Raw genomic sequence first — 13,506 nt, 5'->3', positions numbered from 1 at the left:
TTCACGCGTTCCGCGATCGAATCGCGCGCTGTCGCGCCCGTTCTTCACGCGTTCCGCGATCGAATCGCGCGCTGTCGCGCCCGTTTCCTGCGCGCTCCGCGACCAGCAGGGTTGCCGGAATGTTCACGCGTCTCGGCCGCGCTGGGCCTGTCCATGCTGATCGAGTAGCCCGCGCAGCGGGCGTATCGAGATCGGCTCTCCTGCAGAACGCCGGCGCGACACGCGCTGCGCATTCCTCGAGCAGCAGGAGCGCCGGTCGTGACGCGCCACGGTCGACATCGCGACCGCGCGTTCATATCATCCATGTATGGGTGCGACGCGGACGGCGAAATCGATGGGGCTGGCTGGGCTATGAGCGCCCAGGACGGCGATCTCCGACCGATCTTCTCGCTCGTCGTCTCAGCCGGCGATGGCGTCGTCGCCACCGGTCGGCTGAAGCGAGTGGCCGGGGGACTCCGCCTTGCCGCAGTGGGCGCCGGCCTCTACGACATCGTCGTCGAGCAGGCGGCGCCGAGCGTTCCGCTGACTCTCGAGTCCGCTCCCGCCGGCGTCGACGTCGTCACGGTCGAGGGCGTCTGGCGGGATGAAGGAATCACCGAGGCCCGCATCGTCCCGTTCCGAGAGCCGGTGCGATTCCCGGACGCTCTCGGCGACCGTGCCGAGCCTCCTCTCGTCGCCGGCGGCCGGAGGACGAGAGCGGAAGTCCTCGCGGTGGACGTGATGGCTGTCGTCGACGGTCTCCGCGAGTCCGGGCTCGTGTCCTACGTCGCCCACTGCGACGAACGCGGGTGGTTCGGAGTCGCGAGTGCCACCGATCCGGAGCCGGTCCGCCGCGGTCTCCGCCGTGTCCTGGGCGACTCCTTCCTGGTGGTTCATTCCCCCTGGGGACTCCGGACGCTCGACGCCATCGACCGCATCTTCGAGAGCGACGGCGTCGGCTGGGAGACCCTCCACATCGGACGCTTCATCGATCCACGCGGCCGCCTCCGCTCCAGCGCACTGGTCCGCTTCGTCTCTCCCGCGCTGGCCCGCGCTCTCGGGGACACAGGCGCCGGCGCTGTAGACCTCGCCGCCTGGATCGTTCCCTCCTCGCCAGACCTCTGATCTTCAGCATCCTCATTCGACATCGAACAGCGAAGAAGAAAGAAGGAATCTTCATGAGAAAACTGCCTCCCTTGGCGAGAAGAGCGGCGCGCGCTTGTCTTGTCGTGGCTGCAGCTGGGTGCCTTGTACTCGGCGCCAGCATCACCCCGTCCGCATCCGCGCCGAGTGACGAGAAGGAGGTGGTACTGGTGTCCGCCGCCGGAAACGTGCTGCCGCCTTCTTCTGCACCGAGAATCGAGCTGGCTGCCGTGTTCTACCACGGCTTCTATGCGACGAAACCGGAGTGCATTGCTGCGCGGGACGCGAAGATGGCGACCGGTCGGTATCGGCTCGGGGGGTGCAACCTCTTCAATCAGTACCCGCACAAGGGGCAGTGGCAGCTCTGGCTCGACGAGAACGTCTGTCTCGACAGAGTCTCGCGGTCGATCGAAGCTGCTGGTCCGGCACTGTCCGGTCCTCGCGATTCCCGTCTGTGACCGATGCCGTCGAGACCACTGAATCGCTTGGTCGGAGCAGGCGTCTCGGTTGTGCTCATGGTCGGAACGGCTGCCTGCTCGGCAGGCGGACAAGCGCCGCAGGCACCACCCGAGCCGGTCACGGTTCTCTTCGACCAAGGAAGGGTCTCTGCTTCGCTTCAGACGGCGCCGGAGCACGTGCCGGTCGAAGGTCTCGTCCTCGTGATCGGTGGAAGCCCTGCAGACGATTACGTCGTTGAATCGAGATCACTGCTCGCTGAAGCGGGGTTCGCCTCGCTCGTCGTCGAAGGAGCCGAAGATCTCGGCCCCCTCAAGACGCGCGAGATTCTCGCCGCTGCCGCGGCCGACACTCGAGGCGACCCTGTTCCCCAGGCAGTGCTCGCGTTCGGCCACTCGGGCGACATGGGATGGTCGCTGTCCAGCGGTGACGTGGGAGTCGCTTTCATTGTTTCTTGTCCTCTTCCCGAGGGCGTCTTCGACTTCGAATCCCTCAAGAACACGAGTGTGCGAGCGGTCTTCGCCCAAGACGGCGACGTCTACCGGACCAGTTATGAACGTGCTCATGTGCCGATGCGCGACATCCCCACACCCCACGATTTTCTCGTCTATGGCAATGGAATCACCGACGACTTCTACGATCGCAGTTCAACGACCTTTCATGAGGCGACATGGAACGCGACACGTGACGCGATGATCGAGTGGTTCGACCTCTTTCTTCGGGGAAGGCCGGGCCCGTCGGGCGACCACGGGCACTGACGGCGCTCGATGCGCCATATGCCGCTCAGCGTCTGAGGCCGCGGGTCGCCAGCCACGGGCGCAGCGCGGCGAGGAACTCCGCGGGCCGCTCGACGTTGGGGAGGTGGGCCGCGTTCGAAGACGTGGCCGTAGTCGGGCGGCCGGATCGCGGTCCGCCGAGGCTTCTCGCGCCCTCCGTCGACTGGGTGTTCGACCTGGCCGTCGTGGCGTCGGAGCGGCGGGCCGCATCACCGAGCATCTCGGGTGCGATGCGACGCTCCGCGCCATCGCGCCCCGCCGGTCGCCGCGGAGCTACCATCCCCGGATGGTCAGGAGCATCTCGACGGGCGCCCGCGCGCGAGCTGCTGCTGCGCTCGTTCTCGCTGTGTCGGGGCTCCTCGCCGGGTGCGCGGACATGCGAGTCGAGGAGGCGAGGCCGGTCGACGGACCGGCGTTCTCCGGCCCCTGGGCGGCGGAGTTCCGCTCGCACTTCGACGACGCCGCGTCGGACTTCGAGCGTGGCGTTCTCGCTGACGGCGAGATCACCGACCAGGAGTACTCGGAGATGACCGACCGCTTCTCGGGCTGCCTCGAGGCCGCGGGGTTCGACTTCTCCGGTTTCGGACGCGACGGCTCCTACTCCGCCACGCCACTCTCGCCCGTCGATCCCGACACGTCTCGGCAGGTCACCGACGACTGCGGAGTCGAGTCGGGCGAGCGGACCATCGGCGCCCTGTACACGTGGATCACCCGGAATCCGGAGAACGTGGACGAGGCGTCGATCATGGTCGACTGCCTGCATCGGAAGGGCCTCGTCGACGCCGGCTACACCGCTGAGGACTGGACCCGTGAGAACGCGGTGTCCTCGCTGCCCGCCTCGATCCCGGCCGATCGCAAGGGCGAGTACGAGGAGTGCGCCGGCGATCCGCTGGGGCTCGTCGATGGCTGAGCCGGTCCGGGCATGAGGCCGTCGCGGGCCGCCCGCCTCTCGCTCGGCGTCGTCATCGCGGTGCTCCTCGCCTCGGGCGGCGCGGGGGCCGCACTCCTCCTGGTGACGCCGACGGTGCCCGCGAGCCTGGCGGAGTCGTCCGGTCCGGAGACGGTGCCCGTCCCGTTCGAGGAGTTCGCCGATCCTCGCCAGGTCGAGGCCGGGTTCGAGCGGGCAGCGGACGTGTCCCTCGTGTCCGCGACGGAGGGGCTGCTGACCGCTTCGGCCTGCCGCGCAGGCGAATCGTTCTCCTCGGGCACGTCGTCCCTCGCGGTCGACGGCGCACCCGTGCTGTCCCTCGCAACGGCGACGCCGCTCTGGCGCGACCTCGTGAAGGGCGACAGGGGTCCCGACGTGCGCGCTCTGCAGGAGGAGCTCGTCCGCCTCGGCTCCCCGCTGGTCGCCGACGGGGTCCTCGGTGACGGTTCGATCCGCGCGATCGAGCACCTCCTCGAGGAGGCGTCGGGGGAGGACGAGCAGCTCGCGGCGATCCCGCGGTCACGGCTGCTCTGGATCCCACGACCGACGGTCACCACGGCCTCCTGCGGGCTCTCGGTGGGCGGCCCGGTCGAGCGGGGGAGTGCCGTCGCCGTCGTCGCCGGTGGGATCGCGGCGCTGCGTCTCCCCTCCGTCCCGGCGGACGTCCTGCCGGGCGAGCGGCGGCTGCTGGTGGACGACGCGGTGCTGACGCTCTCTCCGGAGGGCGCGGTCACCGCCGAGGCCGACCTGCGATCGTTCGCGGCCACGGTGTCCGCCCGGTCGGCGCTCGCGACGGAGGGGACGACGACCGTCCGCGCGGAGTACGTGCTCGCGAACCCCGTCCGAGTCGGCGTGGTGCCGCCGTCCGCCCTCTTCGCGTTCGAGGGCGAGCGCGGCTGCGTCGTGGCGGACGGCTCCCCGGCCCGCGTCGAGGTCGTCTCCTCGGAGCTGGGCCGCTCGGCGGTCGTCTTCCCCGACGGGGAGGAGCCGGCCTCGGTCGCGGTCCTGCCCGAGGCGCGGAGCTGCGGGTGAGGGTGCACGGGCTCGGGCACCGCTTCGAGCGCGGCCCCTGGCTCTTCCGCGGGCTCAGCGCGGACTTCCGGGTCGGCGAGACCTGCGCGGTCGTCGGTCCGTCGGGGTCCGGCAAGAGCACGCTGCTCGCGCTGCTCGCCGGCTGGGTCGAGCCGACCGAGGGCGGCGTCGATCGAGCAGCACACGAGCGGATCGGCTGGGTGTTCCAGAACCCGCACGGCGTCGCCCGGCGGTCGGCGCTCGATCATGTCGCTCTGCCGTTCCTCGCTGCGGGGCGCTCCGGCGTCGAAGCCGATCAACTGGCGGCGGGACTTCTCGACCGGTTCGAGCTCCGGCATGCGGCCGACCGCGCCTTCCGCGAGCTCTCGGGCGGCGAGGCCCAGCGGCTGATGCTGGCCAGGGCCCTCGCGGCGCAGCCCACCCTCCTCCTCATCGACGAGCCGACCGCCCAGCTCGACCAGCGGACGGCGCAGACCGTGAACCGGGCGATCGCCGAGGCCGCGACACCCGACTGCGCCCTCGTCGTCGCGACGCACGATCACGGCACGCGCGACTCCTGCACGACGGCGCTGGACCTCACCGCGCACTCCGGAGGCGGGCAGTGAGGGTCTCGAGCCTGGTCCGCGAGGCCTGGCGCAACGTCTCGACCGGCACCTCGCGTGCGCTGCTGCTCTGCGCGTGCGTCCTCCTCGTCGCCGTGCCGATCCAGATCGCGGACCTCGCGGTGACGCGGCAGCACGTGCGGGAGGCGGAGGCGTACCAGCGGGCCGGCGCCTCCGTGCAGACGCTCGCCGCGCCGGGACGGATCGACGGCGAGGCGTGCGCGGCGCTCGCCGGCTCGGCGACGGTGCGGGCAGCCGGAGCGGTCCGCACCGCCGCGTCCGATCTCGTCACGGCCGTGCTGCCCCGCTCGCCCATCCCGCTCTTCGAGGTCACCGCGGGCGTCCCTGACATCCTCCGAGCCGCGGCGGTGCCCGGGACCGGCGTGGTCCTCGGACCCGAGGCAGCGGACGCCGTCGGGCGCGGCGGCGACCTCGCGCTCGCCGCCGGCGGCTCGGTCGCGATCCGCGGAGGCTACGACTACCCGGACGACGGGCGGCGGCGCGGCTTCGGCTACGCGGCCCTGGCAGGTGCTCCGGCCGGCGAGCGGCCCTTCGACGAGTGCTGGGTCGACGCCTGGCCGCAGAGCGAGACCGTCCGGGCCCTCCTCCTGACGACCGTGCTGCTCGGCGAGAGCGCTCCCGACGATCCGGCGCCCGTGCTCGCACCGCTGAACTCGCGCCTCGGTGCGGCCTTCGACGGCGGGGCTCGCAACGCGGACCGGGTGACGCTCGCCGCCGGGCCGCTCGCGGGACTGCTGGTGCTCGCGGCGTGCTGGGCGGTGACGGCCCTGCGCCGGGTCGAGCTCGCCTCGGCCCTGCACTCGCGGGTCCACCGGGTCGAGCTGCTGGCGGTCCTGCTGCTGGAGTCGCTCGCGTGGCTGATCCCGGTCGGCTCGGCGGGCCTCGCCGTCGCACTGTTCTTCTCGAGCACCGGTCCGCCCGTCGACGCGGCGGCGACCCTGATCCAGGGCCTCCGGACGCCGGCGGTCGCCGTGCTGGGCGCGGCGACGGGCGTCCTCCTCGGCGTGCTGACGACGCGCGAGAGGCACCTCTTCCGCTACTTCAAGAACCGCTGACGGCGTCGCGGGTGCGCCACCCTCTGCAGGGGGTGGGGTCTCGATACGCGCTGCGCGCTACTCGACCAGCATGATGGCGCGCTGTCGCCCGTTCTCTGCGCGTTCCGCGACCACATTGCGCGCTGGCGCGCCCGTTTCCTGCGCGCTCCTCGACCAGCAGGGGTGCTGGGATGTTCACGCGTCTCGGCCGTGCTGGGCCCGTCCATGCTGATCGAGTAGACCGCGGAGCGGGCGTATCGAGATCCACCAGCGTCAGAAGGACGAGTCTGCAGACCCGCCCTGCTGATGACGGCGGGTCTCGATACGCCCCTGCGGGGCTGCTCGACCAGCATCAGTGCGCGCCGTCGCGGCTCGCGTCAGAGGCCGTGGGTCGCCAGCCAGGGGCGGAGGACCGCGAGGAACTCCTCGGGTCGCTCGACGCTGGGGAGGTGGGCCGCGTCCTCGAAGACGTGGGCGTCGGCGCCCGGCACGGTCGCCGAGAGGAAGGCGTGCACGGGGAGCGACTCGGAGACGTCGTGGGCGCCGACCATCGCCAGCGTGGGCACCGCGATGTCGACGACGCGGTCGTAGGCGGGCGGCTCGATCGCGGTCGGCCGGGGCTTCTCGCCCTCGTGGCCGGAGCGGCCGCGGGCGAGCTCGCGCACGGTCTCGACGAACGCGGGGTCCAGCGAGGCGGGATCGCGGTCGGGGCCGAACGCCCACAGCTCCGCCTCCATCCGCGCGACGCGCTCGTGGTCGCCGGCGGTCAGCACCGCGTCGATCTCGTCGAAGCGGCGGTCCTCCTCCTCGGTGAGGTCGGGGTAGGGGAAGCCGCCGACGCCGGGGGCGATCAGCACCAGGCCGGTGACGCGGTCGGGGTGCTCGAGCGCCAGGTCGAGGACGAGCGAGCCGCCGCGCGAGCAGCCGATCACCGTCGCGCGCTCGACGCCGAGGTGCTCGAGCACGTCGAGGGCGTCCTGCCGCGGGTCGAACTCGACGTCGTCCGTCCGGGTCTCGCCGAAGCCGCGGGTGTCGTAGCGGATGACGAGGTGGTCCTCCGCGAGCGCGGGGACGACCGGGTCCCACATCCGCAGGTCGGTGATGCCCGCGTGCACGAGCAGGAGGGCGGGGGCGGAGGCGGGGCCGTCCGACTCCCAGTGCAGGGTCGCTCCGGGGACCTCGAGATGCGGCATGCGCCCACCGTAGGCCCGGCCCCGCGACGGGGCAACGGGCGGCGCCTCCTAGGCTGGACGCGGCGCGCCGACCCGCGCCGACGATCCCAGCCCGCGAGCCGCCCGGCTCCGCCGACGAGACGGAGGACGCCGTGGAGGGAGTGCTCACCGGGTTCGCGATCATCGGGACGGTCATCGCGGTCGGCTACCTGATCGCCCGGTTCGGCCTGGTGCCGCCCGAGGGCCGCGCCGTCCTCACCCGCATCGCCTTCTTCGTCACCACGCCGGCGCTGCTGTTCACGGTGCTCGCCCGCGCCGACGTCTCGGTGCTGTTCTCCTCCTTCCTCCTGGTGTCGCTGATCACGGTCGCGATCGTGGCGGTCCTCTATCTGGTCGCGTCGCGGCTGTTCTTCCGCCGGCCGGTGCCGGAGACGGTGATCGGCACCGCAGCCTCTTCCTACGTGAACGCCAACAACATCGGCCTGCCGGTCGCGATCTACGTGCTCGGCGACCCGCAGTGGGTCGCGCCGACCCTGCTCCTCCAGCTGCTGCTGCTCGCGCCGACGATCCTCACGGTGCTCGACGTCTCGACGAGCGGGCGCGCCTCCGTCACGGGCATCCTCACCCAGCCGCTGCGGAACCCGATGATCATCGCCTCGGCGCTCGGCCTGGTCGTCTCGGTCACCGGGGTGCAGCTGCCGGCGCCGCTGCTCGAGCCGTTCTCGATCATCGGCAACGCCTCGATCCCGCTGGTGCTGATGGCGTTCGGCATGTCGCTGCGCGGGCAGCGGCCGCTGGAGCCGGGGCCCGGGCGGATCGAGGTCGCCGTCGCCTCGCTGCTCAAGACCCTGGTGATGCCCGCGACCGCCTATCTGCTCGGCCGCTTCGCCTTCGCGCTCGACGCCGAGCACCTCTTCGCGGTGACCGTGACGGCGGCGCTGCCGACCGCGCAGAACATCTTCAACTTCGCCTCCCGCTACGACCGCGGCGTCGCCGTGGCACGCGACACGGCCCTGGTGACCACCGTCACGGCGGTGCCCGTGCTCATCGCCGTGTCCCTCCTCCTGGGTTGACGACGGCGCGGATCGACCGCCGTCCGCGGGCGGGCGTCGCTTAGGCTCTCTCGAATGAGCACCACGACGACCTCCTCTCGCCGCGCCTCCGGCACCCCTCGCCGCAGCCGACGGGGCCTCTGGATCACCCTGACCGTCCTGCTGGTCCTCGTGATCGGCGCGGTCGTCGCCGCGTTCCTCGCGGTGCAGACCTACGAGAAGGCGATGACGGTGCGTGCCAAGCTCACCTCCGCCATCCCGCTGGTCTCCCAGGTCGCCGACCAGCTCACCGGCTTCGACACGGCGGGCGCGGAGTCGACAGCCGGCCAGATCGCCACCCTCACCGGCGAGGCGCGCGACGAGACCGACGACCCGGTGTGGCGGGTGATGGAGATCGTGCCGTTCCTCGGCCCGAACCTCTCCGCCGTGCGCGCCGCGACCGAGATCGCGGACGACGTCTCGGGCAAGATCGTCACCCCGCTCTCCTCCACCTCGCTCGACGTCCTCAAGCCGGTCAACGGCAAGGTCGACATCGCCGCGATCACCGCGCTCTCCGACAAGATCACCGTCGCCAAGGGCGTCGTCGACGAGGCGCAGGCCCGCGTCGAGGGGATCGACCGGGGCGCGCTCGTGCCGCAGGTCGCCTCCGCGCTCGACGCGTTCGCCCCGCAGCTCGAGACGGCGACCAGCGCGATGGACCAGGTCCAGCCGATCACCGCGATCCTCCCCGACGCCCTCGGCGCGAGCGGACCGCGCAGCTACCTCGTGCTCTTCCAGAACCTCGCCGAGGCGCAGGCCCTCGGCGGCGGCGCCTCCTCGGTGATGCAGCTGAACATCGACGGCGGAGCGATCACGGTCGGCACGCAGCAGTCGAGCCAGGACTTCCGCGGGCTGCAGTCGGTCACGGTCGACCAGAGTGCGCTCGACACCTTCGGCGGCAACCTCGCGACCACGTTCAACGTGTCCACCAGCCGCCCCGACTTCCCGACCGCGTCCTCGATCGCGACGCAGTTCTGGGCGCAGAAGTTCCCGGAGCAGAAGATCGACGGCGTGCTCGCGATCGACCCGATGGCGCTGCAGTACCTGCTCGCCTCGACCGGGCCGGTGACGCTCACCGACGGCACCGAGCTGACCAGCGAGAACACCGTCTCGACGCTGCTCAACAAGGTCTACTTCCGCTACTCGGACGCGACCGTCGCCGACGCGACCGACGCGTTCTTCTCGGAGGCCAGCGCCACCGTCCTCGGCAAGATCCTCGGCGGCGACATGGAGCCGTCGAAGATGCTCCCCGCCGTGGTGAAGGCCGTCGGCGAGAGCCGGATCCTCGCCTACAGCACCGACCCGGACGAGCAGGCGCTGCTCGCCCCGACCCCGATCGCGGGCGTCCTGCCGACGGACAACGACGACACCTCGACCACCGGCGTGTTCTTCCAGGACGCGTCGATCGGCTCGAAGATGGACTACTACCTCGACACCGCGGTGACCCAGTCGAGCACGAACCGCTGCGCCGCCGGTGGCACGAGCTTCTCCACCCAGGTCACGCTGACGAACACCATCACCGAGAAGGTCGCGCGCACGCTGCCCAAGTACGTGGCGGCCAACGGCGGGAACCGCTTCCCGCTCGGCGACTTCGTCACCAACGTCTACGTCTACGGCCCTCCCGGCACCACGACCTCGTCGGCGCAGGCCTCCTGGTCCGACCCGCTCGGCGGGGCGGCCAGTGTCCTCGAGCCGTCCGAGGACCTCGGGCGTCCGGTCGCGCGCGTCGCGGTCCAGCTCGCTCCCGGCGAGTCGACGACGGTGACGGTCGGCTTCACCGCCGCGGACGCCGCCGCGGCCTTCGGCGAGCAGGCCGTCCGGGTCACGCCGATGATCAACAAGACCGAGGTGACGCTCGCCGACGACCCGACCTGCGCCGGCTGACGGCGGGGCGGCCGGTGGACGGCCGCCCGGCTCAGGCCAGCGCGGAGCCCGGGATCGAGCTGGTGACGAGCCAGGACGCGAGGAACGCGGTGCCGACGCAGAGCACGAAGGCGACGATCGGGATCCAGAACACCCGGCGGCCGACGAGGTAGCGGATGATCGTCACGCCCACGGCGATCAGCGTCAGGATCGGCGGGCCGATCAGGGCGAGCGAGACGCCCCAGTCGATCCGGTCGTAGTCGCAGGCGATGTTCTGCCCCTCGCACTGGCCGGGGAAGACGGCGAGGATCGCGGCGAGGTAGCCGAGCACCACGCAGAGCAGACCGAGCGCGAGGCAGCCGAGGATCGAGAGCACCAGGTCCCAGCGGCGCCGCAGCGGCTTCCCGGCGGCGAAGGTCTCGCGGACCGAGCGGTACGCCTCGGTGCGGAACTCGTCGTGCGCCCGCGCCACGGCCGGCCGGCTCGCGGCGGCGCGCTCCGCCGTGGAGGGGCGCCGCGGTGTCGAGGGGCGCTCGGCGCTCGAGGGCTGCTCGGCCCGGGCGCGCTTCTTCTTCGAGGAGGCCACGGTCAGAAGATCATCGGGCGGTCGTCGTCGAGCGAGGTGTCGAGGTCGAGGTCGACCACCACGGGGACGTGGTCGCTCGGCGCGTCGCCCTTGCGCTCGTTCCGGTGGATGGAGGCGCCGGTCACCAGGTCGCCGAAGGCGCGCGAGCCGAGCACGAAGTCGATCCGCAGCCCCTCGTTGCGCGGGAAGCGCAGCTGCTTGTAGTCCCAGTAGGTGTAGCCCTCGGGGACGAGCGGGCGCACGACGTCGTGCAGACCGGAGGCGGTGAAGGCCTCGAAGGCGGCGCGCTCCTCGGGGGAGACGTGCGTGGATCCGGGGCCGAGCGTCGGGTCGCCGACGTCGCTGTCGAGCGGGGCGACGTTCCAGTCGCCGACCAGCGCGAGCGGCAGGTCGGGCTCGGCCGCGAGCCAGGCGCGGGTGCTCGCCTCGAGGGCCGCGAACCACTCGAGCTTGTAGTGCCAGTGCGGGTCGCCGACCGCGCGGCCGTTGGGGACGTAGAGGCTCCAGACCCGCACGCCGTCGACCGTCGCGCCGATCGCGCGGGCCTCGAGCGGGAAGGAGCCGTCCGCGGCGGGCTCCTTGGCGAAGCCGGGCATCCCGGGGAAGCCGACCTGGACGTCCTCCATCGGCAGGCGGGAGGCGATGCCGACGCCGTTCCACTGGCTGAGGCCGACCATCTCGACGTGGTAGCCCGCCTGGGCGAAGGCCTCGTGCGGGAACTGCTCGGGCTTGCACTTGAGCTCCTGCATGGCGAGCACGTCGACGTCCTCGCGCACGAGCCAGTCGACGACGCGGCCGGTGCGGGCCCGGATGGAGTTCACGTTCCAGGTGGCGATGCGCATTCCGGAAGTCTAGGAGCCGCCGCCGACAGGTTCCCCGCACGGGGGCCGGGCGCGGGCGGTCTCCTCCTGCCGGCCGATTGCGGAACCGGTGTCGGTGGTCGATGGTTGTCTTGCGCCGTCCCTGAAGCGGCCGCTCCTCCGCGCCGCTCGGCCCGAGCCCCGAAGCTCCGGCCGTCCCCGTGCTCGGCCGATCCGCCTCTCGCGGACCCGGCCGCCCTCTCCCGCCCCGCCTCGACCGGAGGACCCATGATCCTGCTCCGTCTCGCGTCCTCGTACGCGAAGCCCTACTCCCGGTCGATCGCGGCGGTCGTGGTGCTCCAGCTGATCGCGACCCTCGCGGCGCTCTACCTGCCGAGTCTCAACGCCGAGATCATCGACCAGGGCATCGGCCAGGGGGACACCGACTTCATCTGGGCCACCGGCATGACGATGCTCACGGTCTGCCTGGTCCAGGTCGCCGCGGCGATCGGCGGCGTCTACTTCGGTGCGCGCACCGCGATGGCCGTCGGCCGCGACCTGCGCCGCGACGTCTACCGCCGGGTCGACTCGCTGAGCGGGCTCGAGGTCGGCCGCTTCGGCACCGCCACCCTGATCACCCGCGGTACGAACGACGTGCAGCAGGTGCAGATGCTCGTGCTGATGACGCTCAACTTCATGGTGTCGACGCCGATCATGTGCATCGGCGGGATCGTCTTCGCCCTGCGCGAGGACGCCGGGCTCTCCTGGCTGGTCTGGGTCTCGGTGCCCGTGCTCTTCGTCGTCGTCGGCGTGCTGGTCTTCCTGCTGCTGCCGCTGTTCCGCCTGATGCAGGACCGCATCGACGGGATCAACGGCGTGCTGCGCGAGCAGATCACCGGCATCCGCGTGGTCCGCGCCTTCGTCCGCGAGCCCTTCGAGTCGGAGCGCTACCGCCGCTCGAACGAGGCGATCACCGAGGTGTCGATCAAGGTCGGCAACATCTTCGTGCTGATGTTCCCCGCGATCATGATGATCCTGCACCTCGCCACGGCCGCCGTGCTGTGGTTCGGCGGGCACCGGGTCGACGCGGGTCAGATGCAGATCGGCTCGCTGACCGCGTTCCTCCAGTACCTGCTGCAGATCCTCACCGCCGTGATGATGGGCGTCTTCATGGTGATGATGATCCCGCGCGCCGTGGTCTGCTCCGAGCGCATCCAGGAGGTCCTCGACACCCGGACCAGCCTCACCACGCCGACCGGCGGCGTCGAGGCGCCGACCGTCGGCCGCGTCGAGTTCTCCGGCGTTGTCTTCGGCTACCCGGGCGCCGAGCGCCCCGTGCTCTCGCAGCTCGACCTCGTCGCCGAGCCGGGCCGGACGACGGCCATCGTCGGCTCGACCGGTGCGGGCAAGACGACCCTGCTCGGCCTCGTGCCGCGGCTGTTCGACCCGCAGGAGGGCTCGGTCGCCATCGACGGCGTGCCCGTCTCCTCTCTCGACCGCGCGCAGCTCGCGAAGGTCGTCGGGCTCGTCCCGCAGCGGCCGTACCTCTTCTCGGGCACGATCGCCTCCAACCTCCGCTTCGGCCGACCCGACGCGACCGACGCGGAGCTCTGGGAGGCGCTGCGCATCGCCCAGGGCGAGGACTTCGTCCGCGCGAAGGAGCGCGGGCTCGACGAGCCCGTCTCGCAGGGCGGCACCAACGTCTCCGGCGGGCAGCGCCAGCGGCTCTGCATCGCCCGGGCGCTCGTCGCGAAGCCGCGCGTCTACCTCTTCGACGACTCGTTCTCGGCGCTCGACGTCGCGACCGACGCGCGCCTGCGCGAGTCCCTCGCCGAGGCGACCACCGACGCGACCGTGATCATCGTCGCCCAGCGCGTGTCGACGATCCGGAACGCCGACCAGATCGTCGTGCTCGACGCGGGCCGCATCGTCGGCCGCGGCACGCACGACGAGCTCCTCGAGACGAACGCGACCTACCGCGAGATCGTCGAATCCCAGCTGAGCGTGGAAGGGGTGGCCTGAG

The 13,506-nt window shown here is 71.6% G+C and carries 13 protein-coding genes; 10 read left to right on the top strand and 3 right to left on the bottom strand.

What is annotated here, in order from left to right:
- Positions 1-258: 258 nt before the first annotated feature.
- The 7 genes from EDF17_RS13515 to EDF17_RS13485 all read left to right on the top strand — a co-directional run bounded on the left by EDF17_RS13515 (position 259) and on the right by EDF17_RS13485 (position 5,992).
- Positions 259-1,104, top strand: coding sequence for a hypothetical protein (locus tag EDF17_RS13515; RefSeq protein WP_133672067.1), 846 nt, complete (start codon positions 259-261; stop codon positions 1,102-1,104).
- Between the two features lie 188 nt (positions 1,105-1,292).
- Entirely contained in the window at positions 1,293-1,580 is a 288-nt protein-coding gene (locus EDF17_RS13510) for a hypothetical protein (RefSeq protein WP_133672065.1), read from the top strand.
- Positions 1,581-1,637: 57 nt separating this feature from the next.
- A complete protein-coding gene (locus EDF17_RS13505) occupies positions 1,638-2,336 on the top strand; it encodes a hypothetical protein (RefSeq protein ID WP_133672063.1) in 699 nt (232 codons plus the stop codon).
- A gap of 394 nt (positions 2,337-2,730) precedes the next feature.
- Positions 2,731-3,264, top strand: a complete 534-nt coding sequence (locus tag EDF17_RS13500) for a hypothetical protein (protein WP_133672061.1) — start codon at positions 2,731-2,733, stop codon at positions 3,262-3,264.
- Positions 3,265-3,276: 12 nt separating this feature from the next.
- On the top strand, positions 3,277-4,314 hold the full coding sequence (locus tag EDF17_RS13495; RefSeq protein WP_123447143.1) for a hypothetical protein: 1,038 nt from the start codon (positions 3,277-3,279) through the stop codon (positions 4,312-4,314).
- Entirely contained in the window at positions 4,311-4,919 is a 609-nt protein-coding gene (locus EDF17_RS13490; protein WP_243732897.1) for an ATP-binding cassette domain-containing protein, read from the top strand. The genes EDF17_RS13495 and EDF17_RS13490 overlap by 4 nt, the downstream gene beginning before the upstream one ends.
- Positions 4,916-5,992: a hypothetical protein gene (locus EDF17_RS13485; protein WP_123447141.1), complete on the top strand. Its 1,077-nt coding sequence runs from the start codon at positions 4,916-4,918 to the stop codon at positions 5,990-5,992. Before EDF17_RS13490 ends, EDF17_RS13485 begins: the two co-directional genes overlap by 4 nt.
- 356 nt (positions 5,993-6,348) lie before the next feature.
- Here EDF17_RS13485 and EDF17_RS13480 read toward each other — a convergent pair whose 3' ends face one another.
- Positions 6,349-7,164: an alpha/beta fold hydrolase gene (locus EDF17_RS13480; protein WP_123447140.1), complete on the bottom strand. Its 816-nt coding sequence runs from the start codon at positions 7,162-7,164 to the stop codon at positions 6,349-6,351.
- 131 nt (positions 7,165-7,295) lie between these two features.
- On the opposite strand from EDF17_RS13480, the gene EDF17_RS13475 reads away from it, so the two are divergent.
- On the top strand, positions 7,296-8,216 hold the full coding sequence (locus EDF17_RS13475; RefSeq protein ID WP_123447139.1) for an AEC family transporter: 921 nt from the start codon (positions 7,296-7,298) through the stop codon (positions 8,214-8,216).
- Between the two features lie 54 nt (positions 8,217-8,270).
- Positions 8,271-10,118, top strand: coding sequence for a DUF4012 domain-containing protein (locus EDF17_RS13470; RefSeq protein ID WP_123447138.1), 1,848 nt, complete (start codon positions 8,271-8,273; stop codon positions 10,116-10,118).
- 31 nt (positions 10,119-10,149) lie between these two features.
- Here the strand turns inward: EDF17_RS13470 and EDF17_RS13465 are convergent, their stop codons facing one another.
- Both EDF17_RS13465 and EDF17_RS13460 read right to left on the bottom strand, forming a co-directional pair.
- Positions 10,150-10,683: a DUF6264 family protein gene (locus EDF17_RS13465; protein ID WP_123447137.1), complete on the bottom strand. Its 534-nt coding sequence runs from the start codon at positions 10,681-10,683 to the stop codon at positions 10,150-10,152.
- 2 nt (positions 10,684-10,685) lie between these two features.
- The gene (locus EDF17_RS13460) at positions 10,686-11,525 is read right to left on the bottom strand and encodes an exodeoxyribonuclease III (RefSeq protein ID WP_123447136.1); all 840 of its coding nucleotides are present in this window, start codon (positions 11,523-11,525) and stop codon (positions 10,686-10,688) included.
- A 246-nt stretch (positions 11,526-11,771) separates the two neighbouring features.
- Here EDF17_RS13460 and EDF17_RS13455 point away from each other — a divergent pair, with 246 nt between their 5' ends.
- Positions 11,772-13,505: an ABC transporter ATP-binding protein gene (locus EDF17_RS13455; protein WP_123447135.1), complete on the top strand. Its 1,734-nt coding sequence runs from the start codon at positions 11,772-11,774 to the stop codon at positions 13,503-13,505.
- Position 13,506 lies beyond the last annotated feature (1 nt).

The sequence above is a fragment of the Rathayibacter sp. PhB1 genome (assembly GCF_004362935.1).
In the GTDB taxonomy this organism is placed as follows: domain Bacteria; phylum Actinomycetota; class Actinomycetes; order Actinomycetales; family Microbacteriaceae; genus Rathayibacter; species Rathayibacter festucae.
This window is presented reverse-complemented; position numbering and strand designations above follow the sequence as displayed.